This window comes from Streptomyces sp. NPDC000404, assembly GCF_040300365.1.
In the GTDB taxonomy this organism is placed as follows: domain Bacteria; phylum Actinomycetota; class Actinomycetes; order Streptomycetales; family Streptomycetaceae; genus Streptomyces; species Streptomyces ramulosus.
Window position 1 is genome coordinate 183,100 of the sequence record NZ_JBEPDN010000015.1, and the last position, 22,466, is coordinate 205,565.

Here is a 22,466-nt window from a genome sequence, read left to right on the forward strand (position 1 = left end):
GACGCCGCACAGGCGGGGAACACCGACACCGCAAGGTCGTCCGCCTGCCGGAATCCGGGCCTCGGGACGGATCGTGGTAAGCCCGCCGCGCACGCGGGCCGAGCCGTATTACTACTGGAGGACTTGCTCATGACTGACCGGCCCTTGACGCTCATGGCAGTGCACGCCCACCCCGATGACGAGGCGACCAGCACCGGAGGGGTCCTCACGCGGTACGCGGCGGAGGGCATGCGCACGGTTCTCGTGACGTGTACCGACGGCGGTTGCGGTGATGGACCGGGGGGTGCCAAACCGGGCGATGCCGGGCACGATCCGGCGGCCGTCGCCTTGATGCGCCGTCAAGAACTGAAGGCGAGCTGCGAAGCCCTGAAGATCAGCGATCTGGAAATGCTGGACTATGCCGACTCCGGGATGGTCGGCTGGCCGAGCAACGAAGCCCCTGGATCCTTCTGGCAGACCCCCGTGGAGGAAGGCGCCGCCCGACTGGCGGAACTCATGTGGCACTACCAACCCGATGTGGTCGTCACCTATGACGAGAACGGCTTCTACGGCCACCCCGATCACATCCAGGCCCACCGCATCACGATGGCGGCGCTGGAGAAGACGGGACTGACACCGAAGGTGTACTGGACGACGATGCCCCGCTCAGCGATGCAGCGGTTCGGGGAGATCATGCGCGAGTTCGGGGACATGCCGGAGCCGGATCCTGCCGAGGCCGCCGCGCTGGCCGAGATCGGCCTCCCCGACGATGAGATCACCACCTGGGTGGACACCACCGCATTCAGCGGTCAGAAGTTCGACGCGCTTGCCGCGCATGCCAGTCAGGGCGAGAACATATTCTTTCTCAAGATGGGCAAGGCGAGGTTCGGCGAGTTGATGGGCATGGAGACGTTCGTACGTGTCCAGGACACCACCGGCGCGGCCGTACCCGAGAACGATCTCTTCGCCGGACTGCGCTGAACCGCCAGTCCGACCAGGGCCCGGGAAAGCTCCTCGTTCGCACAGCACGATCGAGCGCGTCACACCCGGAGGCACCCGGAGGTTTCTCCGCACGTGCCGCTCCGGCAGCCCACGACCAGACCCTCGCGGGCGACGCCTGACCTGTGCCCGCACCGCCGACCCGGCACCGCGCTCGCCCAAACCACCCGGGCAGCCGCACAGCGGGGAGATTCGATCTGGCCCTGACTCCCTCTGCCAAGAGCACCGCCGGCGAGGAGAGCTGACCACGAGCCGGAAGACCGCGGCCCCGGGGCATGACGTCCCCGGGGCCATCCGCCGCCGTTCGAAGTACCACGGCCGGCAAGGACATCGTGGGTCCCGGTGCGGTACCAGATGATGTGCTGCTTGACGGTGCGGTGTCGGGCCCGTATTTCCACCTGGGCGCGTCCCGCGGGGCGACAGTTCGGAGCGGGCGCACCTCACTGAGCACCGGACTCTGCGCTCCGGACACCGCCATGGGAAGCCTGCGCCGCCCGCCGCCCGCACCATCCCGGTTGGGTGCTCAGGCATGCGCTGCTGCAGGTGCAGCGTGGCGAATACGGCTCGTGGTGCGATCGCCGGTGGCTAGGGTCGTACGGACACTTCAGGGGGGCGAATGAGCGATTCTCACGTGGACCCGCCGCAGATGCTGGTCTCCTCGTCCGGTTTCACGGACCTTCAGTCATGGGCGGTGCAGATACATCGGGGCTTGGTCGGCTAGCTGGACGACGCAGCCGGCATGGCCGGAGACGACGCCGTCGGCCACGCATTCGCGGGGAAGTACGACCCGGAGGCCCAGAAGGTCGTGAACGCGTTGGGCGAGGCCGTAGCCCACCTCGGGGGCACGGCCAACAGTCTCTACACGATGGCCATGAACTACATCCGCACCGACGCGGACGTCTCGGCGAGCATGATGAAGCCGCAGCAGCTCCCGGCTTCCGCCGATCCGCAGTGCAGCAGCGAGCCCCGCGCGGTCGAGATCCCCACCGCCGTCGGACGTGCCAACTGGGCGGTGCGCGAGATCACCGCCAGGTTCTGGCCGCAAGGCGCCCCGGACAAGCTGCGCCAGGCGGCCCGCGACTGGCAGCACGTCGGCGAGCTGATCAGCCGGCTCGGCCTCGAGGGAGACCTCCGGGCCCGCAAGGTCACCTCCGGCAGCCGCGGCAAGGCGGTCGACGCCTTCGCCAACAACTGGTCCAAAATGTTCGTGGACTGCACCACCACCGGGCCCCTGCTGAACACCCTGGCCACCGCCTGCCAGCAACTCGCCGCCGCATGCCGCACCTACGCGCAGAAGATCGAGGACCTGCGCAAGGACCTGGAACACACAGCGGAGAGCGCCGCCGGCGTCGCCGTGGTCGGCGTGGCCCTGACCTTCTTCACCGTCGGCGCCTCCGACGCCGTGGCAGCCGGCGGGGAGGCCGCTCTCATCGCCGGGGCCGGTGCCGCCGCCGCGGCCATGACCGTCGAGGTCGAGGCCGGCGCCGAACTCGCCGTCCTGGCCGAAGCCGCCGCCGTCGTCGACTCCGCCGCAGCACGCATCGTCATCCCCGCAGCCACCGGCGCCACCATGACACTGGTCGCGACATCTGCCGCGGCCAACACCCCCACGCCAACCGGCGGACTGCCGCCCCTGCCCCGCTCCCCGAACAGCGCCTTCCCGCCCCTGTCACCTGCCGGCCGGCAGCAGATGCACGGGTGGATGAACCAGATGGACGCCGACGGCCGCACCAGCCCTGCCGTGCAGCCGACCGGCAAGAAACCGAAGATCGACGCCCGGCGCGCCTACCAGATACGGGTGGCCGGCTCCACCGAGTACAACCTCTACACTCCCGTGACCACGGACAACGGACGCGAAGGCGGCATGAACGCCGACGGCGTACGCGCCGAGGACGGCGCCGCGATCGACGCCAAATACATCGGCCAGCAAAAAAGCTGCCGCTCACCCCTGCGGGTGGGCAACATCGACAACGTCCCCGACTTCGTCTACGAGTCGACGATGAAAAGCCAGGAGGACGAGGCACGACGCTACGCCGAGGCCTTCAAGGACCCTCGCAACAAGGTCAACCACCTCGAAGTCATCACCAACGACGAGAAGGCCGCCGCGTACTACGACGCCATGTTGGCTGCCGAACATGTGCCGGGCGAGACCCGCATCGAGAAATAGCCGCCACCACCGACAAAGGGACGACCCCGTGGGCAACCACTACTACATCAGCGCCGACCAGCAACAAGGCGCCCGCTGGACATTCACCGCCGAGGACCTCGCCGCCACCGCCACCCGCCTCTGGCCCGGCACGACCGTCGACACCTACGACGGAGACACCACCGAACTGCAGATCCACCTCGACGACACCACCCTCACCTTCACCTTCGACGACGAGTACCACGTGCTGCGCTTCCCCGACCACCAGGACCCGGAAGTGCCGGCCCGCATCGTCCACGGCCTCCTGCGTGAGCTCGCCCCCGACGTTCCGGCAGTCTGGTGGAGCGAAGCCGATGCCACCTTGGAACCCGTCGACCTCTCACCCGACCCCGAGCCCTTCGCCCAGTCCTTCGGCGGCTGAGGCCAGCCGTGCACGAGGAGGGGCTGGCCCGGCGCCCTATGCCGTTCCTGATGGTGTCAGGGGCCGCCAGCAGGCGGCCCCTGACGTGTACGGGAAGTGTGGTTCAGCTGAGACCGGTCTGCGACAGGGCCGTGGTCCAGCCGGTCGCGATGGCCTTGCGCGCGGCATCGAGTTTGACGGTGCCGTTGCACACCGCCGTCTTGTGCTTGCCTTCGACGGAGCCCTTGCTGGCCGCCGGCTGGTTGCCGTAGCGGGGCTCGGGCCACAAGTTCTTCGGATCGCGGAGCGCGCCGCCCAACTCCAAGGGGATGAGCTGGCCTTCCTCGTAGTCGGCGGTGCTGGTGTCCTTGTAGCCGTACTCACCGACCTGCTTGGCCTTCAACGGGGTGGTGTAGGAGACCGGCGGGCGGACGGTCTTTATCCAGCCGGGCACGCAGATCGTCTTGTTGATGGGCCTGGGTGACGTCTGGGTTGTTGGCACCGGGCTGGCAGCTGGCGTCCGGCCGCCGCCGCGCCGTCGCGGCTCCTCCGCCCGGCGCATTGCCCGCGTCCGCCGTGCCGTCCCGCCGTCACCCGCGTCCGCTGTGGCCGTCACCCGGTCCCTGCTGCTCGCCGTCGACGCGCCGTCGCTGTCATCCGCCCCGTGCCCCGGCCGCTGCTCGTCGCCGTCCGGCCGCCGCGCCGCCGTCCCGGCACGCTACCTCGTGGCGCCCACGCCCGCACCCGCCGTCATGGCCGTCACCCGCCGCCGGCCTGCCGCCACCAAATCACCGCCGCGCCGTCCATCGAGACCGGTCGCAGCGGTTCGTTGGCGTTGTGTTCACGGCTCTGCGTCGAGCGGCGGCAGACGAATGTGGCAGCCTGTCATGGCCCATTCAGCGATTGCTGGCCTCTTGCTTGCGGCGTCGGCGCAGTTCGCGTTGGGCCTGGGCGCGGGCGCATTCGCGGGAGCAGTACTTGACGCCGGTGGTGCGGTGTTGGCGGTATGCGGCGCGGCCGCGTTGGCGGACGAAGGCGCGGCCGCACCTCTCGTTGGCGCAGTGGTGGATGGTGGCTCCTTCGACGAGGTGGTTGTACAACTGCAGGAACGCCGCGGAGTAGACGGTGGGGTAGCGGTCGGAGAGATCGCCGATGCCGATGCTGAAGCGACCCAGGGCCCGGTTCAGCACCTCCTCCAGCGATGTGAGTTCGGCGTCGATGAGGATCTCCTGCAACTCCTCGAGCGACTGCGGCCAGGGCTGCTCGCGGTGCTGGGTCTGTGATCGAAGGTCTGCCAGCGTCTTCTCGGTGACGTGCGGTCGGACAAGTTCCTCGAGCCCGCCCTTCTGTTGGCAGGCCAGCCATGTCGTGATCGCGTCCTGCGCGGTCCGCACGTAGATGGCCACCAGGCCGCGGTGCACACCGAACGGATGGGGCTGCTGATCGCTACCGGCTTTGGGGATGTCCTGCAGCTTTTCGTACACGTCATCGGAGTCAAAGGACAGATCGTCCCGGTCGGCGCCGAAGAGTGGGCCGTAGGCCGCCATCATGCGTGCTGCGCCCTCGAGGTCGTCGGCCGGCAGTTCCATTAGCTCGCGCAGGTAGAAGTCCTCGGGCAGCTCTACGGATGTGAGGTCCTCGAAGGGAGCGGGAGTCCACAGGATCCAGTCACCCTCCACGCGCACGTTCTTGATGCGTGGCGTCAGGGGTGGGATCGGGATGGTGGACCCAGGCCATAGCGTGGGACGAAAACGTGGGTCAACGTACTCCGGCATGGCGGCACCATAGCCGCTACGGTGGTAATACAAAACAGTGGAGCTTCGTACTACGCGAAGTTCGTGGCCCATTGGGAGGCGCAGGAGTGACCGACTGGCTGGCACGAAAGACCATCGGAGACCAGCACGAACGCACCGTGAAACAGGCACTTGAGGCACGCGGTTGGACCGTCCACCTTTGCGGACAGGGCACCTACCCGGCACCGATTCAGCAAGCCCTGGGCCATACACAGTCGCCACTGCGCTACTTTCCTGACCTCATCGCAGCCCGCGGCAGCGACCTGGTCACCATCGACGCCAAAGCGCGCATGCCCAGCACCTCGTCCCAGAACTACGCCATCTCCCGCAAGTGCGCCCTGGCAGGCCTGCGGTTCATGGGCGTCCATGCGCCCGTACCGCTGTACTACGTCCCGGGGGACCTACGAGTTTTGACGCCCGCGGAAGTCCTCTACAACGCCTTCCACACGCTCCGGCCAACCAGTGGCGCCTACCACCTGGTCAGTAGCCGTCATGCGCTTCCCTTCGACGACGTCTTCGGGGCCAGCAACGCTCATGAGCGCGCCGCCTGAACCTCGACCGGCATTGCCCGCAACCACAGCTGCCGAATCGGAGCGCCCAGCAGCGGCCGATGGTCAACGAACGAAAAGCCGCTCCAACCAGGGACTTGGGGACACCGCCACGGTGGCCAGATCTGAAGGAGCTGACTCTCCTGTCGTGCGATCAAGAGCAGGATGATGTCAAGGCGTGCGCCAGGGGAGGGGGTCCTGCGGAAGCGGCGGCCCGATAGGTGGCTGTGTTCACGAGTTGTGGCTCTGGCTCAACTCGTGACACGGCCACTCTCCGCAAGCGCGTCCTGTTCTCGGCGTACATGTGAACGTGCTCAGTCCCAGGCGATTCAACGGAAGGCGTTGGCGTTCTCCGAAACCCATTGCTGGAACGGGCGGGCCGGCGTTCCAGTGATCTGTGCAACCGTGTCGCGTACCATCTGCAGCTCGTGGTTCACGTCTCCGCCGGTGACGTCGAGCACCGCGTCCGCGGCTTCGGCGCCGAAGACCGCGGCCATCTGCGCGTGGGCCTGCTGGCGGCTGATCTCGGCGAAGGGAATCTCCCGATCCAGTGCTGCCGCGATGGTCTCGACCTGTTGTCGGGCGGTTACCGGCTCTGGGCCGGTCAAGGCATACGTGCGTCCGTGGTGGCCGGGCTCGGTCAGTGCCACGCGTGCCACCGATGCGATGTCCGCAGGGTGGATGGTTGGCAGCGCGGTCTCGGCGTATGGCGCGTGGACGGTCTCGTGGTCACGGATGGAAGCGGCCCACATCAGGGCGTTCGATGCGAACTGCGTCGGCCGCAGGATCGTCCAGGCCATGCCGCTTGCCTTGAGCAGTTGCTCCACTGCCAGGTTCTCGCCGGCGGGGCCGAGGTGCGGGTGGGTTTGGGCGGTGATGGATGACACCAGCACGACGTGCTCCACGCCCGCCTGCTGGGCGGCTTCGAGGATGTCGGCGTCTGAGCCCAGACGCGACACAAGAAACAGAGAGCGCACCCCCTCCAGCGCGGGCTTCAACGATGCAGGCGCTGCGAAGTCGCCCTCCACAGCCTCGACCCCATCGGGGAAGACGGCCCGTGCGGCATCACGGGTGAGCCCTCTCAGCGGCCCGGCACCGCGTGCGCGCAGTTCCTTCAGCAGGGCACTGCCTATGTTTCCGGTGGCTCCAGTCACGAGGATCATGGGCGTGTTTCCCGTCATCAGGCGATCAAGTAGACGACACGCTAGAACCTCAATCGCACTTCAGGTCAAGAAGGTGGCTGGGCATATACATCCGTTACATCCGTACTCGACTGAGCACGTTCATCTGTACGCCAACACGTGTCGGCATGCCGGAGCGTGGCCACCTCACAGAAGTTGAGCCAGAGCCTGGGTGTGGGAGGCACCCAGAACCATGGTCGGGTGGTGTTCACGAAGACGGCGCTGGGGTACTTGCCAGGGCAGCATCGGGGTGCTTCTGGTGAAAGGTCCTGGTCATGCCGCAGATGTCCAAGGTCGAGTTGTACGCGCGATCCGGCGTGACCACCGTGCGGGCTTGAAGATTCGCGCGCTTGAGCGCAAGTACAACGTGTCGTGGCGGACCGTGAAGAAGGCCGTGGACTCGGTCCGGCCGGAACCGCGGAAGAAGCTGCCGCCACCGCCGACCGTGCTTGATCCGTACAAGCCGGTCATCGACGAAATGCTGCGGACGGGCCTCGACGCGCTGCGCAAACAGTGACACACGGTCACCCGGATCTTCCACCGGCTGGTCGAGGAACACAACGCCGACGTCTCCTACCAGATGGTCCGGCGCTACGTCTTCGACCGGAAACCGGAGATCCTCGCTGCCTCGGGCAAGGCCCCGGTGGAAGCGTTCGTGCCGCAGACCCACCAGCCTGGCCAGCAGGCTGAGGTCGACTTCGGGGACGTGACGATCCGTCTGGCAGGCGAGCTGGTGACCTGCTTCTTGTTCTCGCTCCGCATGTCCTACTCGGGCAAGGCCGTCCACCGGGTCTTCGCTTCCTGACCACAGGAGGCGAAGACCCGGTGGACGGCCTTTAGGCGGCTCGGCGAAGGCCCAGGACAGATAATCCCTGACCTGGGCCTTCGCGCTTCAGGGGGTGATCACCGACGATGAGCCCCGGCTTCCGAGGAGTCACCTCCGTCGGTGGACAAGCGGGCGGCCCGAGGCGCACGACGAGATGATCGATCCGTGGCCCCATCCGTGATCGCCGGTACCTGGTGCCGGGCGCAACAACCTGTTGCGAGCCACCAGCGCTGGATCTGCAGCGTCACGCACCGTGAGAATCCATGCGCCCGTGCCCCGGACCGACCGCGCGACCGGGGCACCGCGGCGGAATCGGCTGTCTATGCGGCACGCTGCTGGGTGTGCGCCAGATCGCGGGCTGCGCGCAGCCGTTGCGGAACGAAGGCGTCGATCGTGCCGGCGCCCTTGCCCGGAGTGGCCTGCCAGCTGTGGATCTTGGCTGTGACCCGGGCGAGCCTGGGGTCGCCGGGCGTGACATCGATCTGGAAGTGGGATTGCTTGGGCGACTTCTCGTCGCCGCCCCACCGCACGGTCCCCTCACAGTCGGCGAGGATGTCGCGGATGACGTCGACGTCTTGCGGGAAGAGGCAGCCGTCGGCACCGAGGGGGCAGGCGTGAGGGCGGATGGCGATGGCGGTGCCGGAAAGGTAGTCGCTCTCGAATGCGGCGGCTACCGCGCGGTCGGTGGAGTGGCCGGTGATGTCCTCGGTCTTCAGCTCGGAGTCGATCTCGTAGAAGTATCTGCGGGCCACGTGCAGCAGCACCGTAGCGGTGTCCCCGCTGCGCAGGGACACGGTCATGGGGGAGCCTTCAACCCGGTGCGGGGCGATGCCGTCGTGGTCGGTGACCTGCCAGCCGTTGGCGGACGTGCTCGTCTGCCATGCGGTCGTCCGTTCGGAGGGCTGGGGACTGCCGGCCGCGTGGGCGGTGCCGGAGGCGCCCGTGGCCATCAGGGCGCTGCTCCCGGCCAGGCCCAGCCCCCCGGACAGTACGCTGCGCCGGCTCAGGGGGCTGTTCTTGCTCTTGCTCACTTCAGCTGCTCGCCTTCTCCGTTGTGTTGGACGCCGTGCCGTGCCTGTGCCGCAGCAGGTCGCACACGATCAGGGTGATGCCGAGCCATCAGGGTCATCCGGGCCGGTCAGATGTACCGCTACCACCTCCGCGAGACCGTCGTCGGCGACGGCCGCCGCCCGGCCCGCACGCCGCTGCGCGCCGCCCAGGAGCAGGCTGGGGTTCCGGCCGGGCGATGGATGGGCCGGGGACTTGCCGTGCTCGGACTCGTGCCGGGGGAGGAGGTCACCGAGGCGCAGCTGCGAAACCTCTTCGGAGAGCGCGGCCGGCACCCGTACGCGGACCGGATCGAGGCAGACCGGCTCGCCCGGGGCGACTGCCCGAAGGAGGCGTTCAAGGCCGGCGCCCCGGACGCCGGGTGACGGTGACCGGCATCGACTTCGTCTTCCGGCCGCAGCCGACGATCTACCTCCTGTGGGCGATGGGAGACGACGAGACCCGAAGGGGGATCGAAGCCGCGCACGAGCGGGCGATCGAGCGGGCGTTGGAGTGGATCGAGGACGAGGTGGCGGTGATCGGGTACGGCAAGCGCACCCGGGGGGCGACGGCGGGCTACGGGCCCGTCTGGCCGAGCCGATCCGCCTGGAGCGGCTGCTCGCCGCGCTCGCGGACGACACCATCTGCCTGCTGTGCTCCCCCGAGCGGGAAGCAATGCACGAATGCGAAGGCTCCACCTGCGACCTGGCCTTCCTCGACACCTCCCGCGGACGTCGGCGCCGCCGGTGCTCGGCCGCCACTGTGCTGACCAGCGAGAACGGCAGCGGCGGGGAAGGCGGCCGAGCAGTTGGTGGCGGCGTTGTCAGAGGTGGCGGTTACGCTCCAGGAATGAGCAACGCAATGTGGGACGCCCTGGCAGCAACGCCTCTCGCGGAAGTGCGACGCCGCGCAGCCATCATGGACGAACTTGCCGAGGTCGAACCGGTGACGGTGCCTGGCGCACACCGTCTGGCGTGGAACGACGGTGGTGGCCAGTCCGCGGTCTGGTACTTCGCGGAGGATGGCCGAGTGCTGCTGCTGACGTTCGATCACGAGTCCGCTCTGAATCTTTACGCCGAGGGAGATTTCGCCCTCCAGGAGTCCTTCTACGAGGGCGTCCCCGAGCCCCTCGTCACCCTGGTCCGTGACCGTCCCGAGAACTACGAGTCACTGAATCTCACCGACTCCGGGACGGGCCGGACGATCCACTACGCAGGCGGCGTCTTCTGGTACGACGGCACGCGCTGGCACGTGGCCGACGGCCTGACGGAGTACTGCCGCCGCCAGCAGATGGACCTCTTCGGCGAGTCCGGCTTCGACTACTGCCTGGACGCCTACCGCTTCGGCCAGGACTTCACCCCGCAGACCGTTGTGGCGGCCCGGGACGAGGACGGTTGGTACGGGGACGAGAAAGAAAAGGAAGCGGACCTGTCCAGCATCCGTGAAATCTTCACCCGCCACAGCTAGTCACAGCAGCCTTAGCCTCCCACAACCGGCGGCACCGGGGCGGGCCTACGGCCCAGGGCAAGATCCGTACGGCCATGAGCACGAAGACCGTGATCTCGAACATGGAGGCTTCGACCAGGCAACACCTGCCGAAGCCCGCCACATTCTCAGGGCCGGTCAGCAGCAGAACGTCAGTTACCGGAGGTGGACCGCCTTTCGACGATGACATGGCCCCATGCGTGCAGACGTGGCTGATGATGCCCCGGGCAGGCGGACGTCCGGCTTCGACCAGTTCGAGCGGCTCGAACGCCTCGCCCGGATGGTCACTGTGCCAGCGGCGACCACCGCATCGTGCACGGCCTCACGGGCGAGAACGAGTCCAGCGACGGCGCGAAGTAACGACGGCGCACTCTCCTCGATGCCGAACCCTCGTCGGCCCCTGCTCGCGGACCGCACCCGCGAAGTCGCGGCCGGAGAGGCCCCGCCATGGCCCGCAGTGGAGACCGCAGCCGCCGGGATGGCCGGCGCCGGCGGCGCCCGACAGGGTCCGGCGAGCGGCTCCGGCGAGCTGCTCCATGATCTCCATCCACGCGGATGAGTGCCTACTGGCTGGCCCTGGGGAAGCAGTGGTGCAGCGGGCCCGCGCGGAGAAGGGCGGTCGTTTCCGGGTTGTTTTCAGAGGCGGAACAGCTTGGCTGCGTTGTCGTGGCATACCGCCCGCAGCCAGTCGTGGCCGAGGCCCAGCCTTTCCAGGGCCTGGAGCTGGTGGAAGTAAGGGTAGGGGATGTTGGGGAAGTCGGTCCCGAGCAGGATGCGGTCGCCGAGACCGGCGAGACGGGGCAGGGCCTTGCGAGGAAAGGGCATGAGGTCTTCGATGAAGCCGGTGAACGCCATCGTCGTGTCGAGGCGCACCTCGTCGTAGCGCTCGGCGAGATCGAGGAACTCCTCGTACTCGGGCATGCCCATGTGCGCGACGATCAGGCGCAGTCCGGGATGGCGGGCGAGCACGCGGGCGACGGGCTCGGGACCGGTGTGCTTACCGGGCGCGGGCCCGGAGCCGCAGTGCATCACCACGGGCGTTCCGGCCTCGGCCAGCAGCCCCCACGCCGTCCGGAGCTGTTCATCGGCCGGGTCGTACGCCCCCACCTGGACGTGGGCCTTGAAGACCTGCGCGCCGGCTTCGAGAGCCTCTTGGACGTAGGCTGCGGTGTCAGGCTCCGGAAACAGAGTGGCGGTGTGCAGGCAGTCGGGGGTGCGGCGGGCAAAGTCGGCTGCCCAGCCGTTCAGCCAACGGGCCATGCCGGGTTTGTGCGGGTAGAGCATGGAGGTGAAGGCCCGCACGCCGAAGTCGCGCAGCAGGGCGGCACGCTCGGCTTCTTCTCGCCGGTAGGTGATGGGCCAGGTCAGGCCACCGATCATGGGCCCACCGGTGTCGAAGTACTCCCAGACCTTGTGCAGGACGCGTTCGGGCATGAAATGGGTGTGAACGTCGATGAGCCCGGGCAGGCCGAGTCCAGTCCAAAAGCCGCGGACATCACCGGCCTCACCGCCCGTGGCCATGCGGGGGATGGTCTTCACCTGGACTGCCTCCTTCTGGGACGGCCTGCCGCCGCTCATGTCCAGCGAAGCCTGCCTGCCTTGCCGGGTGAGGTCCAGTCCGCCGGGGACGGCGACACCGGCCGAGGGAAGCGAGGGCTACGCCCGCGGCACCCGGGCACCTCGCACCCCGCCGCCGACACCGGCTTGCCGTCCACCTCACGCGGCAGCAGCGGCTTGTCCTTCACCCACCGCCGTTCCAGCGCCGACAGCCGCTGCACCGCGGCCACTTCCCACGCCTCGCCGCGTGCCGCGTCCAGCGCCTTCGACTCGCCCAGCAGGGCGAGGAACGGCCGACCCGTCTTGTACCGCGTCGCCGGCGCCGCCTGCATCGCCACCTCGGCCGAGTCCTCGTCCTGCGGCACCAACGACCCACCAGCGCGGCCGCGCCCATCACAGCTGTCCGCGGCGTGACCTCCCCGTCCGCCGACCATGATGCCGCGACATCTACGTCCGCGGCATGCGACTCGGCCAGCCCCGAAACCGGCACAGGACCGGCCTGCCGCGCCGGCCGACGATGATCAAGGGCCCACCGCTCACGCTTGTGCCGATGTACCGGGGCGGGTCCAGACGGGAACGGGCAGCGCACAGTCGCCGGTAGCGGGGCGGGGAACCAGTCCGGATCAGTAGCAGTCGTCGTGCCCGGCGGCCGTGGTGGACCGCGCAGGCACGCCCCGCTGGCTCACCGTGGCATTAGCGGGCGGCTGGCCCTGGCGGGAGTCTGCCGCGCGTACGGCCAGGACCACGAGCTCTCCTTCGGTATCCGGCCTGCCGGTACAGGCACGCGCCGGCGTTGCGTCCGGCGGCGCCGGCCGGATGACCTCAATGACCACGTCCCGCGCCGCCGGCGCCTTCGGGAGAGAGGCCAGCGCCGCCGCCCGCCGACTCGGTGCGCTCGCTACCGCGTCCCGTGCGGCCGCGACGCTGCTGCGCCGCGCCTTGAAGGCCCTCTGACGGGGCACACGACCGCCCGGCCTACTGCTGCGGCGGTTTGCTTCCGTGCCGCGCCCGCCTGGCGGCCCCGGTGCCCGGCCGCTGCCTGCGCCCGTGCCGCTCCGGCGAGTGTCGGCGTGATCGTAGGTTCCGTACTTTTGGTGTCCGTGCACCGGGTGGTGGGATGGCTGTCCCCGGCCACGTCACCAGCAGGGCGACGCCGGTCATCATCGCCGCGGTGCGCACGTGTCAGTGGAGTCGCATCCTCAGACCTCCGGGGAGGCGCTCCCCGGCCTCCTTCCGTAGCGTTCTGGGGGTCGATGAAGGACACGACGGGGAGAGGTCTCCGATGGGGGCGAGGGCAGTTCGGGTGTGTGCCGGTGCCGGGGGTGCGTTGGTGTTGATGGGGCCTGCGGGGGCCGCAGTTGGGGGAACGGACGCGGCTGAGGTGGCCGCTGTCGGGAAGCCGAAGGCGTGCAGGTCTTCCTAGGCCTGTGTGCGTGGTGGACTGAACGGTACGGGGAAGGCCGTCGTGGTGACGAAGGGGGATTGGACGGTCGGGGGGGCATCGTGGCGGGGCGGTCGGTGGAAAACCGGGGGAAGGGGAGCTGCAGCCACGTCAAGGTGAAGTGGCTGCTCGCGGCCGGTGACCCGGTGACCACTTGTGTGAAGCCGGGGAAGGTGAAGAAGCTGTCCAGCTGGGTCAACTTCCTGATGTCGCTCCGGTGGGGCGACAGCTGCTGAGGAAGAAAGGGCTCGGATCGGAACTCGTTCCCGAGACTGGTGGCCTGCTCGTCTGCTGTGCGGTGTCCGCGGGACGCCGTTCCGCCCTCGTGTGTCGGGCCTCCGCGCTCCATTGACGCTCTGTCGGCTGCCTGCCCGTTCGCCGGTGTCGCTGCGGGGTCGGCATGGCAGCGGAACCCGGTCCGGCCCGCCCGTGGATGGTCGCTCTGGATGCGGTCAGTTCGTTCGTGTGGCGTAGGTGAGCAGGGGTTCGCCGAACAATTCCTCGGCGGCGTCCAGTACCTCCAGCACCGCTTCGGCGATCTCATCCGGGCCGTCGTTCGCCGTGGTGCGTCTGCCGATCTCGGCGAAGATCAGCGCGTGGAGCGAGCCGAGCTGCGCGGCGGCCAGGCGGGGCATCGGCGCGTCGGGTCCGGTGCGCCTGCTGCGAGGCCGGCGCGCTTCAGGGCGGAGCCGGCCCGGAACGCGTGGCGCTGATGCGGTCCTTCGGGTGGCACCTGGGCAGGGTCATGCAGCTGCGCGACGACATCCTGGATCTCTACGGGCAGGCCGGGCAGGACACGCCACCCCGGCGCGGTGATCTCCGCTCCCGCAAGAAGACGAGCATCGTGTGTGCCGCCCTGGAGTCCGGCCACGCCCTGCAGGACGAGCTCGCCTCCTACTACCAGCGGCCCCACACACCACAGGACGGAGAACTCAGCCGCATGGCCGACCTCGTCGAACAGTGCGGCGGACGCGCCTGGGCCGAGCAGAAGATCGCCCACCACCTCGGGCAAGCGCATTCCCGCGTGCGCCGCGCGGTGAAGGACCAGCAGATGGCGGAGCTGATGTGCGCCTACGCCGATCTGTTCACGCATCACTCCGTCGGGGACGAGCCCATCGAACCCAGCCGGGCCGGGCACCCGGCCGGCCCCGGCCCTTGACCCAAAGGAGCCCGCACCCGTCGCCCCCCGATTCGACCTGGCCGAAGGCCGAAGGACACATGCCAAGTAACGTCGAGTTCCACATCCCCTTCCCCAGCGCCGTCAGCCCGGACGCCGCGGCAGCAGACGACCACCTCGTGGAGTGGGTTCTCGCGCAGAAACTGCTGGCTCCGGGGCAGGCACGGTACTTCGCGGCCATGCGGCTGGGAACCTGCGCCGCCTACGTCTACCCCCGTGCCCGAAGAGCGGACCTCGACCTCGCCGCCGACCACATGGGCCTCTGCAGCCTCATCAACGACCTGTGCGACAGCACCGACGGAGTACGGGCCAAGGAAGCCGCCGATATCTGCCACGACCTGCTGACCTTGTTCGAACACGACGCACCGCCGCGACCCGCCACGCCGGTGGGCGCCGCCTGGTGCGGCCTGTGGCAGCGCCTGCGCGACGGCATGCCGCAAGCGTGGCGAAAGCGCGTCCTCCACGAACACACCACGGTCTTCAGCGCCTATCTCGACCACCGCATCCGCCGCACGATGCCGACCGCCGACCAGTACCTCCGGCGGCGGTACATCACCACGGGGCTGCCCTTGGGCCTCGCTGTCGCCGAACGGGTCGAGCACTGGCACGCCCCGGAGTGGTTCCTGGGCACGCCACCCGCCCGCAGACTCCTTGAGGGAGGCCACGAAGCTCGCCGTCTTGCCGAACGACGTCTTCGCCGTCGAACGAGAGGAGCGCCGGGGCGAGGTCGACAACATGGTGCTGGTGCTCGAAGCCGCCGGCCGCACCCGCGGCGAAGCCATCGCCGACATCCAGGTGATGGTCCGCCACGCCGGCCAACGCTTCCGCCGACTCGCCGACCGGTTGCCTGCCCACTACGACGACCTCGGGTGCAGCCCAGCCGACGGCACTGCGGTTGACACCTACGTCCAGGCGATGCGCCACATGTTCCGCGGCAACTACGACTGGATGACCGACGGCAGCGCTCGCTACGACCGCCACGCCACCTCTCTTGCCGTCTCCTGCGGCTACGAGGACGCACCCGCGACCACAGCCATGTGATCCCCGCCCGCGCGCAGGGCCGCCGGCCGCCGGCACCGTCACGACGCCGAAGGGCGCCCCCGGTACCGAAGAGGCGGGGCGGCGGGCGACCGAGGTGATCGAGTTCTCGGAGGCGGAAGGCGAACCGTCCGCTGGGTGCCCAGGCGCTCGCGCAACGCAGGAGCCGGTTCGGCGCAATCTCAGGGCGAGGGTGCCGCATGGGCCCGTGAGGCGGAGGAGATCAAGGACGATGCCGAGGACGGGGATTTCGCCGGCGGTGGTCTGCGCGGGAGTGGACAGCACGATGTCCGGACCGGCGCGCATCATGGAGTGATGGATTACATGAAGGTGGACGACGGAGCCGCGACGGGGTGGCTGGAAGCGCGGCTCACGGAGTTCGACGGGACGGTGGCCGGTGTGGTGCCGGGTGGTTTCGCGGCATACGCACGGATCCTGCACCCGGCGTACCGCGACGATGTAGTCGTTGCCTGGCACGAAGTGGCCTCTGCCAACGGGCGGGCCGCGTACGCGCTGATGCAATGGGACCACATCGTCGGGGCGCGGCAGGTGCACGAGCAGCCGGGGGTGTGGGACGAGGCGCCGTACGAGGGGAACGTTCCCGAGGCGCTGTTGCGGCAGCTCGCGGGGGTTCTACGCAAGCACACCGGTACGCCCGGCAATTGCTGGTTCGGGTTGTGGGAGGGATGGGGTGACTCGGTTGTCGGGCCGGGCGACATGGCGCGGTTCGAGATCCCGGACCGGGAGATGCTGCTGCTGGCCGGCCCTTTGGAGACCGTCTATCGGTCGTCGCTGCGGCCCGGGCCGTGGGGCACCGACGACCCGTCGGTGGCCGTCGCTTCAGGTCCGGAGTCGTGGCAACCCGCTGCTCCGGAGCAGCCGTTGGACCGTGATCCGTTCTGGCGGTCGCCCAATCTGTGGTGGCCCGACGACCGGGCCTGGTGCGTGGCGACGGACATCGACTTCACCTGTACGTACGTGGGTGGTTCGGAAGCGTGCATCGACGCCGTTCTGACGGCGGACGGCATCGAGGCGTACCGCGCGTACCTGATCGACCCAGTCACCGACGAGAGTGACCACCTCAATCCCTGCCCGGCATGACGGCGGACGGCCCGCCACCGAGGGTGGCGGGCCGTCGGAACGCGGGCCGGGTGCTCTGCTGGAATCAGGTTTCAGGTGGCCTGGGCCCGACTCGGTCGGCTCACTTCTTCTTGCACTTGCTGATCTTGACCGTCGGGCTCTTGTCGCTCAGCTTGGCGGTGCGGGGCGAGTAGCCGGGCGGGAAGAGGACGGAAGCCTTGGCGTAGCCGGCGTAATTCTTGTTCTTCACACAGCGACGCGAGGCGTTCTGCTTGACGAACTTCTTGCCCGCCACGGTCGCGACACCGCTGCGCTTGTAAATCGTGCCGTTCTTGTAGAGGCCGACACGCTCGGACAGTTGGGCCACCGGCTTGGTGCACGTCACGGTGGCGACGACGTTCACGCGGTGGCGGTTCTCGCCATGGGCGTGGTGCGAGTAGTGCGGGTTCGCGGTGTGGATCTTGCAGTGGATGACGTCTCCTCGCACGGTCTTCGCCTGGGCGGAGACGGTATCCCGATCATTGGCGGCACGCGGTCGGGGTCCAGGAGCAGCGGATGGACGCCGACGGCCTGACATCGTGCCACCGCGGGCAGCCGACGCGATGGAACCCGGCCGAGCGGACCTGCCAACGGCCGGTCCACCGTGGCACCGTGGCGTCGGCCTGGCTGACCAGCGGACTGCTGCGCCGGGTCGGACTCATCCGGACCCTGGGAACGCCACTGGCCGTGACGGGTTGGATGGGCCACCACGAACGCGACGGTGGCGAGCGCTGGATCATCGACCCCATGTTCGCGGAAGGACACGGCGTCACTGGCCACCGGCGGTTGACGGCGCTGCTCTCGGCCCCCGGCTGGGGGCTGTCCCTTACCGCCGTGGACGAGCACTGCAACTGCGATCTTCCGTCAGGCTTCAGCGACCAGTGCACCACCGTCCTTGCTGGCCAGGGCGATCGGTCCGGTGTGCTGGAGGTGCGCGCCATCCAGCGACGCGGCGACCGCCTGGAGTGGATTCAGAATCGCCACCCGGCGCTCTTCGCGGCCCAGCAGGAGCTTGTTCGTTCCGTACCCGCCTGGATCGACCACTGGCTCGCGCGCGGCGCATACTCCGCATCAGGCGTACCGGCCGGCGCGGCCGGCAAGCCTCGCCCGGCCGGCTGATCCCGTCGAGTTCGAGACCGTCATGACACACCGACCTCCAGGCGCGTGAGGGACCCTGCCACCCAAACCTGCATGGTGCGAACGCACAGGGCCGCGCCAAGCTCTACCGTGATACGAAGGCCCCGACCTTGGCCGAGGCCGAGCGCCACCTCGGCCGCCTCGGTTTGCCTGGCGCAAGAGCTCCCGCCTGCGGCTGGCGCTCCCAGGACGTTGAAGTCGACCGTGCGCTCTGTGGGACGGAACGCGAGTCACGACGGGCAAGCGCTTGGCTGATAGAAGCGCGTTAAGCAGACGTGAACCAGCCAACCTCCGCACCTGCCAGTGCACTTCCGTGCACCCTCCACGGGTACTTCACAGGAAGTAGGTCCAGTCCAGGAGTCGTTACCTACCGATGAGTCATTTTCTGTGGGTACATGAGCGGAATTGGCCATACGGGAAGTGGATCCGCTCATTTGGCCACTTGAACCTTTAAAGTCCCTTTGCTGAGGTGGCCCGACTGCTCACCCGGCACCGGCGGGCCTCGCGGTCTCGCCGGATCACGGGGGTGTGTGCCTCGTTGCCGCTTCCCCGCGCTCGTCCCCGGTGAACGAGGAACGGAGAAGCATGCGAAGACCACTCGCCGTCGTTGCCGGCGCAGCCGCAGCACTCGTCCTGCTGGCCGCCGGCCCGGCGGCCGCCGATGACACCGACAATCTCTACGACCCGGCTGCCTGTAGCTCTACCGGTAGCTCGAAATTCAAATTCCATATCTGGTATAACTCCGGGCAAGGGGGTGCATACCGGAATATTAGGTATGCCGTATACGACTTCAATTCGGTCCCGGACGGTGTAGTCGGCGTCACCACGCCGCTTCGCTATTGCATCCTCGGTGCCTCCAGCCCCTGGCCGGGCTCAAACCAGAAGATCAAAAACAACGCGGCTTCCGGCGAGAACGACCACTACAAGTACATGGCGCGCGTCTACTACAACAGTGGCTACAAGGGCGCTCAGGATGCCATGGGCCCCTACCAGCACATCGACCGTTTCAGGAATGTCTACAACGAGAATGCCTCTTTCCGCTTTACCTCATGAGGCGGAGAAGGCGGTGGGGGAAGATCATGAGTAATTCCAAGAAGAGCACCGCCAAGATCGCCATACCCGTCCTGGTGGCCGGCGCGGTGGCGGCCCTGACCGTGCACGCCTCCTCGGCAAACACGCAAGGGCACGACGACGGGCCCTCGGTAGCGGCTGAGCCCGGCAAGCCCGCTCAGTCGGGCGCAAAGCCCTTCATGGGCGATCCGGCAGACCCTGCGACTTGGCGTCTGCCCATCGAAGAATATTTGCCCACCAAGTCCGCAGCACGGCTCATCGCCACCACACGCGACAGTCTGATCGACACGTGTATGGACAAGGCCGGCTACCCGGACTGGGTCCCGGCGCCCGACCTTCCCGAGGTCGGCGGAACGACGCTCGTGGACTGGCGGTATGGCATCCACGACGCCGAACTGGCGGCGAAGCGGGGGTACCACCCCCGGGCCGGCCAGCAAGAGGCCTATGACGCAGCGCTGGAGGCCGGGGCTGTCGACGAGAGCGGAGCGGACGACAGCGTCCTGCAAAACTGCACGCAACAGGCCGACGGCACGGTTCCCGCGGCTCAGCCGGACGGCCTCGCCCAGCAGATCAGCGGTGACGCGTTCAAGGACTCAGCAAAGGCTCCCGCCGTAGTGGATGTCTTCGCCAAGTGGTCCTCGTGCATGGCGGACAAGGGCTACTCGTACAAGAAGCCGATGGACGCCAACGACGACCCGGCCTTCTCCGATCCGCGCCGCGTCTCGGACCAGGAAATCGCCACGGCCGAGGCCGACATCACCTGCCGGGACAAGTTCAGCGTCGCGCAAACCTGGTTCGACGCAGAGGCCGCACTCCAGCAGAAGGCGATCGCTGCGAACAAAACGGCCCTTGACGAGCTGAAGGACGACAACAAGGAGGCGGCCGCCAAGGCAGCAGCCGTCGCCCACTCATAGACACCACCCTGACCGGCCCCACGGTGGCAGTGCTCACCAGGTCGGCGCCCCGGGCGCGCGCCCTCACGGACCTACCCCGACGCCCCACGAGCGTCCGGCGTTCTCTTCCCGGCGTTGGCCGCTCGGTCGGAAGTTTGTGCCCCACCGGCGCGCGCCAGCGTGCGACCGCCGCGCCGGTGGAAGTGTGCGGCTCCCTGTCCCCGTGCCACGGCCCGTCGAACGCCGCAAAGACCAGAATCCTCGAAACCGATAAGGAGCACCCTCCATATGGCCGATGACAAAGTCCTGGCCGCCCAGAAGTGGGTCAACAGCACCTATGGCAGTGTGACGGGCTACAGCCGGTGTCCGGAAAACGGCAACACCGGTTGGTCCACCATGTACTCCCTCATCATGGGACTCCAGCACGAGTTGGGTATCTCCCCGGTCGTGGCGAGTTTCGGGCCCGGCACGCTGGCCAAGCTGGAGACTCACGGACCGATCGACGCAGCTGAGCAGAACAAGAACATCGTCCGGATCATCCAGCACGCCCTGTTCTGCAAGGGCTACTGGGGCGGCGGCCAGGACGGGGTGTTCGACGTCACCACCATCACAGCCATCAAGCAGATGATGTCGAACATGGGGCTGAACGAATCCGATGCCCGGGTCACCCCGAAACTGTTCAAGGCCCTGCTGACCATGGACGCCTACGTCCTGGTCAGCGGCGGCTCGGACAAGGTCCGCGACATCCAGCGATGGCTGAACGGCCGTTACCAGAATAAATCGTTCTTCTTCTTCGGCCCCTGCGACGGCCACTACTCACGGGATGTCCAGCAGGCCCTGATGAAGGCCCTGCAATCCGAGATCGGCATCCCCGACAGCCAGGTCAACGGCAACTTCGGCCCCGGCACAGCAGCCGCCCTGCGAACCCACACCGTCTCCAGCGGATCAAGCGGTGTGCTCGTGCAGCTGTTCTCCTCCGCCTGCGTCTTCAACGAGGGCTTCACCTACGAAGAGACCCCCTACACCACCGGCTTCCGCGAAAACTTCGACGCCAAGCTCGTGGAGTTCGTCAAGGCCTTCCAGGGGTTCTCCGAACTCCCGCAAAGCGGCCAGGGCGACTACCAGACCTGGGCGCAGCTCCTGGTCTCCATGGGCGACCCGGACCGAGACGCACACGCCTGCGACACCCGCTTCACCATCACCACTGCCCGAGCCAAGGCCCTTCACGACGCGGGATACTCTGCCGTCGGCCGCTACCTGGACGAGGAGCCCGAAGGCACCCTCGACAAGGAGATCAAACCGGGAGAGCTGCAGGCCATCTTCGACGCCGGCCTGCGCTGCTTCCCGATCTGGCAGTACCACGGCCGCAAGCTCGCCGACTTCAGCTACGCCCAGGGATACGACCACGGCCAACGCGCACACGAACGAGGCCTGCACTACGGCTTCGACCGCTCCACCGTCCTCTACTTCGCCGTGGACTACGACGCCACCGACGAAGAGATAAAATCCAACATCCTGCCGTACTTCTCCGGGGTCTCAGCGGCCTTGGCCTCCAAGGGCCGGCGCTACATCGCGGGCGTCTACGGCTCCCGCAACGTGTGCTCCCAGGTCACCGGAGCCGGCTACGCCCGATGGGCGTTCGTCTCCGGCATGTCGTGGGGCTTCTCCGGCAACCTCGGATTCCCGCTGCCGCAGCAATGGTCGTTCAACCAGATCAAGGAGTTCAAGTTCACTGCCGGCGGAGACACCTTCGACCTGGACCGGGTGGTCCACCGCGACGGGGCGGACTTCGGCGTCGACCGCATCAACAGCACCGGCAGCCCCGCAGCGGCGTTCCTCGAGTACATCGACGGCCTGTTCCGGACCGCCCAGAACTACGGCAAGGGCAACCCCAGCCTGCGCGTCATGGAATTCCTGCGCTACCCGCGGTATGTCGACATCTACTCGGGCTGGGAAAACCTGATCGGTGACGTCGACCGAGAATGGATCTCCTACGCACAAAAGAACGGACCGTCCCGGCTGAAGCTGTACACCGACCCGGGGACCGGCATCGAACTGAACGCCGACCACTTTGGCGCCACCGCCAACGCCGCCTTCCTCAAGGGCAGAGGAGAGGGCACAGCCGCCAACCGCGGGGACTTCGGCGGATGGGGCGGCGACCTGTCGACCTTCTACGGGGAGTGGCGTGCCAACGGTGACCAGTGGGCCTCGGGCTACCTCTTCTGCCAGGACCGGCTGTTCAAGATCGACCCGGGATCCTCCTCGTTCCCGATGGGAGACCTCATCGAGGACATCGACGGCTTCCTCATCGGCACGGCCTGCAAGAACGGCGCCGACTTCCACACCGAAGTCCGCAAGATGCTCGACCAGGACGGGCACGCCACCCGGTTCAAGCGCTACTACCAACAGCGCCACAACAGCACCAAACAGCACGTCATCGACACGGCCAAGAACATGCTCACCGACGTCGGCGATGACACCGAACTCGCCGCACTGCGCACCGCCGCCATCAAGGACTCAGGAGGCTGGGACACGACACTGCCCGGCCACATGCCCGACTACAAGCTCGACCCGTTCGTGGAAGGCTACGCGGACTGCCTGATCCGCCTCACCTGACCACCGACGGAAG

At 67.9% G+C, this 22,466-nt stretch carries 22 protein-coding genes and 5 pseudogenes; 19 read left to right on the top strand and 8 right to left on the bottom strand.

The window, feature by feature from the left end; genetic code table 11:
• Positions 1–129 precede the first annotated feature (129 nt).
• The 3 genes from ABT345_RS27475 to ABT345_RS27485 all read left to right on the top strand — a co-directional run bounded on the left by ABT345_RS27475 (position 130) and on the right by ABT345_RS27485 (position 3,545).
• Complete coding sequence (locus tag ABT345_RS27475) at positions 130–960, top strand: PIG-L family deacetylase (protein ID WP_345087089.1); 831 nt, start codon at positions 130–132, stop codon at positions 958–960.
• A 757-nt stretch (positions 961–1,717) separates the two neighbouring features.
• The gene (locus tag ABT345_RS27480) at positions 1,718–3,145 is read left to right on the top strand and encodes a restriction endonuclease fold toxin-2 domain-containing protein (protein ID WP_345087087.1); all 1,428 of its coding nucleotides are present in this window, start codon (positions 1,718–1,720) and stop codon (positions 3,143–3,145) included.
• Between the two features lie 28 nt (positions 3,146–3,173).
• Positions 3,174–3,545 carry a hypothetical protein gene (locus ABT345_RS27485; protein WP_345087085.1) on the top strand — a complete coding sequence of 124 codons (372 nt, stop codon included), beginning with the start codon at positions 3,174–3,176 and terminating at the stop codon, positions 3,543–3,545.
• A 103-nt stretch (positions 3,546–3,648) separates the two neighbouring features.
• On the opposite strand, the gene ABT345_RS27490 is transcribed toward ABT345_RS27485, so the two are convergent.
• Together ABT345_RS27490 and ABT345_RS27495 are read right to left on the bottom strand one after the other, a co-directional pair.
• On the bottom strand, positions 3,649–3,978 hold the full coding sequence (locus ABT345_RS27490; protein WP_345087083.1) for a hypothetical protein: 330 nt from the start codon (positions 3,976–3,978) through the stop codon (positions 3,649–3,651).
• Positions 3,979–4,420: 442 nt separating this feature from the next.
• Entirely contained in the window at positions 4,421–5,299 is an 879-nt protein-coding gene (locus ABT345_RS27495; RefSeq protein WP_345087081.1) for a hypothetical protein, read from the bottom strand.
• Between the two features lie 86 nt (positions 5,300–5,385).
• Between ABT345_RS27495 and ABT345_RS27500 the strand changes: the two genes are divergently transcribed.
• Positions 5,386–5,868, top strand: a complete 483-nt coding sequence (locus tag ABT345_RS27500; RefSeq protein ID WP_345087079.1) for a hypothetical protein — start codon at positions 5,386–5,388, stop codon at positions 5,866–5,868.
• Between the two features lie 326 nt (positions 5,869–6,194).
• Here the strand turns inward: ABT345_RS27500 and ABT345_RS27505 are convergent, their stop codons facing one another.
• Complete coding sequence (locus ABT345_RS27505) at positions 6,195–7,028, bottom strand: SDR family oxidoreductase (RefSeq protein WP_345087077.1); 834 nt, start codon at positions 7,026–7,028, stop codon at positions 6,195–6,197.
• Between the two features lie 352 nt (positions 7,029–7,380).
• Here ABT345_RS27505 and ABT345_RS27510 point away from each other — a divergent pair, with 352 nt between their 5' ends.
• Both ABT345_RS27510 and ABT345_RS27515 read left to right on the top strand, forming a co-directional pair.
• Positions 7,381–7,563, top strand: a complete 183-nt coding sequence (locus ABT345_RS27510; RefSeq protein WP_345087075.1) for a hypothetical protein — start codon at positions 7,381–7,383, stop codon at positions 7,561–7,563.
• A gap of 63 nt (positions 7,564–7,626) precedes the next feature.
• On the top strand, positions 7,627–7,851 hold the full coding sequence (locus tag ABT345_RS27515; protein WP_345087073.1) for a hypothetical protein: 225 nt from the start codon (positions 7,627–7,629) through the stop codon (positions 7,849–7,851).
• Positions 7,852–8,192: 341 nt separating this feature from the next.
• On the opposite strand, the gene ABT345_RS27520 is transcribed toward ABT345_RS27515, so the two are convergent.
• Positions 8,193–8,903, bottom strand: coding sequence for a hypothetical protein (locus tag ABT345_RS27520; protein WP_345087071.1), 711 nt, complete (start codon positions 8,901–8,903; stop codon positions 8,193–8,195).
• 111 nt (positions 8,904–9,014) lie between these two features.
• Here ABT345_RS27520 and ABT345_RS27525 point away from each other — a divergent pair, with 111 nt between their 5' ends.
• The 4 genes and pseudogenes from ABT345_RS27525 to ABT345_RS27540 all read left to right on the top strand — a co-directional run bounded on the left by ABT345_RS27525 (position 9,015) and on the right by ABT345_RS27540 (position 10,386).
• On the top strand, positions 9,015–9,305 hold the full coding sequence (locus tag ABT345_RS27525; protein ID WP_345087069.1) for a relaxase domain-containing protein: 291 nt from the start codon (positions 9,015–9,017) through the stop codon (positions 9,303–9,305).
• Positions 9,306–9,307: 2 nt separating this feature from the next.
• A pseudogene (locus ABT345_RS27530) lies at positions 9,308–9,409 on the top strand (hypothetical protein); the annotation flags it as partial.
• 185 nt (positions 9,410–9,594) lie between these two features.
• A pseudogene (locus ABT345_RS27535) lies at positions 9,595–9,666 on the top strand (CGNR zinc finger domain-containing protein); the annotation flags it as partial.
• 102 nt (positions 9,667–9,768) lie between these two features.
• On the top strand, positions 9,769–10,386 hold the full coding sequence (locus tag ABT345_RS27540; RefSeq protein ID WP_345087067.1) for a hypothetical protein: 618 nt from the start codon (positions 9,769–9,771) through the stop codon (positions 10,384–10,386).
• Between the two features lie 654 nt (positions 10,387–11,040).
• Here the strand turns inward: ABT345_RS27540 and ABT345_RS27545 are convergent.
• Both ABT345_RS27545 and ABT345_RS27550 read right to left on the bottom strand, forming a co-directional pair.
• Positions 11,041–11,925 (bottom strand): amidohydrolase family protein, encoded by an 885-nt coding sequence (locus ABT345_RS27545; protein ID WP_345088120.1) that lies wholly within the window; start codon positions 11,923–11,925, stop codon positions 11,041–11,043.
• Positions 11,926–12,092: 167 nt separating this feature from the next.
• Positions 12,093–12,436 (bottom strand): annotated as a pseudogene (locus ABT345_RS27550) (Tn3 family transposase); the annotation flags it as partial.
• A 350-nt stretch (positions 12,437–12,786) separates the two neighbouring features.
• On the opposite strand from ABT345_RS27550, the gene ABT345_RS27555 reads away from it, so the two are divergent.
• Complete coding sequence (locus ABT345_RS27555; RefSeq protein ID WP_345087065.1) at positions 12,787–12,915, top strand: hypothetical protein; 129 nt, start codon at positions 12,787–12,789, stop codon at positions 12,913–12,915.
• Between the two features lie 939 nt (positions 12,916–13,854).
• Here ABT345_RS27555 and ABT345_RS27560 read toward each other — a convergent pair.
• Complete coding sequence (locus ABT345_RS27560) at positions 13,855–14,037, bottom strand: hypothetical protein (RefSeq protein ID WP_345087063.1); 183 nt, start codon at positions 14,035–14,037, stop codon at positions 13,855–13,857.
• Positions 14,038–14,066: 29 nt separating this feature from the next.
• On the opposite strand from ABT345_RS27560, the pseudogene ABT345_RS27565 reads away from it, so the two are divergent.
• The 4 genes and pseudogenes from ABT345_RS27565 to ABT345_RS27580 form a co-directional block, all read left to right on the top strand.
• Positions 14,067–14,561 (top strand): annotated as a pseudogene (locus tag ABT345_RS27565) (polyprenyl synthetase family protein); the annotation flags it as partial.
• 272 nt (positions 14,562–14,833) lie between these two features.
• A pseudogene (locus ABT345_RS27570) lies at positions 14,834–15,220 on the top strand (terpene synthase family protein); the annotation flags it as partial.
• Positions 15,221–15,230: 10 nt separating this feature from the next.
• Positions 15,231–15,620: a terpene synthase family protein gene (locus tag ABT345_RS27575; protein WP_345087061.1), complete on the top strand. Its 390-nt coding sequence runs from the start codon at positions 15,231–15,233 to the stop codon at positions 15,618–15,620.
• A 135-nt stretch (positions 15,621–15,755) separates the two neighbouring features.
• Entirely contained in the window at positions 15,756–16,718 is a 963-nt protein-coding gene (locus ABT345_RS27580) for a hypothetical protein (RefSeq protein ID WP_345087059.1), read from the top strand.
• Positions 16,719–16,818: 100 nt separating this feature from the next.
• On the opposite strand, the gene ABT345_RS27585 is transcribed toward ABT345_RS27580, so the two are convergent.
• On the bottom strand, positions 16,819–17,184 hold the full coding sequence (locus tag ABT345_RS27585) for a hypothetical protein (RefSeq protein WP_345087057.1): 366 nt from the start codon (positions 17,182–17,184) through the stop codon (positions 16,819–16,821).
• Positions 17,185–17,252: 68 nt separating this feature from the next.
• On the opposite strand from ABT345_RS27585, the gene ABT345_RS27590 reads away from it, so the two are divergent.
• The 4 genes from ABT345_RS27590 to ABT345_RS27605 all read left to right on the top strand — a co-directional run bounded on the left by ABT345_RS27590 (position 17,253) and on the right by ABT345_RS27605 (position 22,453).
• Positions 17,253–17,855 (top strand): hypothetical protein, encoded by a 603-nt coding sequence (locus ABT345_RS27590; protein WP_345087055.1) that lies wholly within the window; start codon positions 17,253–17,255, stop codon positions 17,853–17,855.
• A 603-nt stretch (positions 17,856–18,458) separates the two neighbouring features.
• Complete coding sequence (locus ABT345_RS27595) at positions 18,459–18,926, top strand: hypothetical protein (protein ID WP_345087053.1); 468 nt, start codon at positions 18,459–18,461, stop codon at positions 18,924–18,926.
• Positions 18,927–18,952: 26 nt separating this feature from the next.
• A complete protein-coding gene (locus tag ABT345_RS27600) occupies positions 18,953–19,858 on the top strand; it encodes a hypothetical protein (protein WP_345087051.1) in 906 nt (301 codons plus the stop codon).
• Positions 19,859–20,125: 267 nt separating this feature from the next.
• Positions 20,126–22,453: a glycoside hydrolase domain-containing protein gene (locus ABT345_RS27605; RefSeq protein WP_345087049.1), complete on the top strand. Its 2,328-nt coding sequence runs from the start codon at positions 20,126–20,128 to the stop codon at positions 22,451–22,453.
• Positions 22,454–22,466 lie beyond the last annotated feature (13 nt).

Coding starts and splice junctions, on each gene's coding strand:
- ABT345_RS27475 (WP_345087089.1), top strand. CDS start 130: ATGACTGACCGGCCCTTGACGCTCATGGCAGTGCACGCCCACCCCGAT.
- ABT345_RS27480 (WP_345087087.1), top strand. CDS start 1,718: ATGGCCGGAGACGACGCCGTCGGCCACGCATTCGCGGGGAAGTACGAC.
- ABT345_RS27495 (WP_345087081.1), bottom strand. CDS start 5,299: ATGCCGGAGTACGTTGACCCACGTTTTCGTCCCACGCTATGGCCTGGG.
- ABT345_RS27505 (WP_345087077.1), bottom strand. CDS start 7,028: ATGATCCTCGTGACTGGAGCCACCGGAAACATAGGCAGTGCCCTGCTG.
- ABT345_RS27515 (WP_345087073.1), top strand. CDS start 7,627: ATGGTCCGGCGCTACGTCTTCGACCGGAAACCGGAGATCCTCGCTGCC.
- ABT345_RS27525 (WP_345087069.1), top strand. CDS start 9,015: ATGTACCGCTACCACCTCCGCGAGACCGTCGTCGGCGACGGCCGCCGC.
- ABT345_RS27540 (WP_345087067.1), top strand. CDS start 9,769: ATGAGCAACGCAATGTGGGACGCCCTGGCAGCAACGCCTCTCGCGGAA.
- ABT345_RS27545 (WP_345088120.1), bottom strand. CDS start 11,925: ATGGCCACGGGCGGTGAGGCCGGTGATGTCCGCGGCTTTTGGACTGGA.
- ABT345_RS27555 (WP_345087065.1), top strand. CDS start 12,787: ATGACCACGTCCCGCGCCGCCGGCGCCTTCGGGAGAGAGGCCAGCGCC.
- ABT345_RS27560 (WP_345087063.1), bottom strand. CDS start 14,037: ATGCCCCGCCTGGCCGCCGCGCAGCTCGGCTCGCTCCACGCGCTGATC.
- ABT345_RS27590 (WP_345087055.1), top strand. CDS start 17,253: ATGGACGCCGACGGCCTGACATCGTGCCACCGCGGGCAGCCGACGCGA.
- ABT345_RS27595 (WP_345087053.1), top strand. CDS start 18,459: ATGCGAAGACCACTCGCCGTCGTTGCCGGCGCAGCCGCAGCACTCGTC.
- ABT345_RS27600 (WP_345087051.1), top strand. CDS start 18,953: ATGAGTAATTCCAAGAAGAGCACCGCCAAGATCGCCATACCCGTCCTG.
- ABT345_RS27605 (WP_345087049.1), top strand. CDS start 20,126: ATGGCCGATGACAAAGTCCTGGCCGCCCAGAAGTGGGTCAACAGCACC.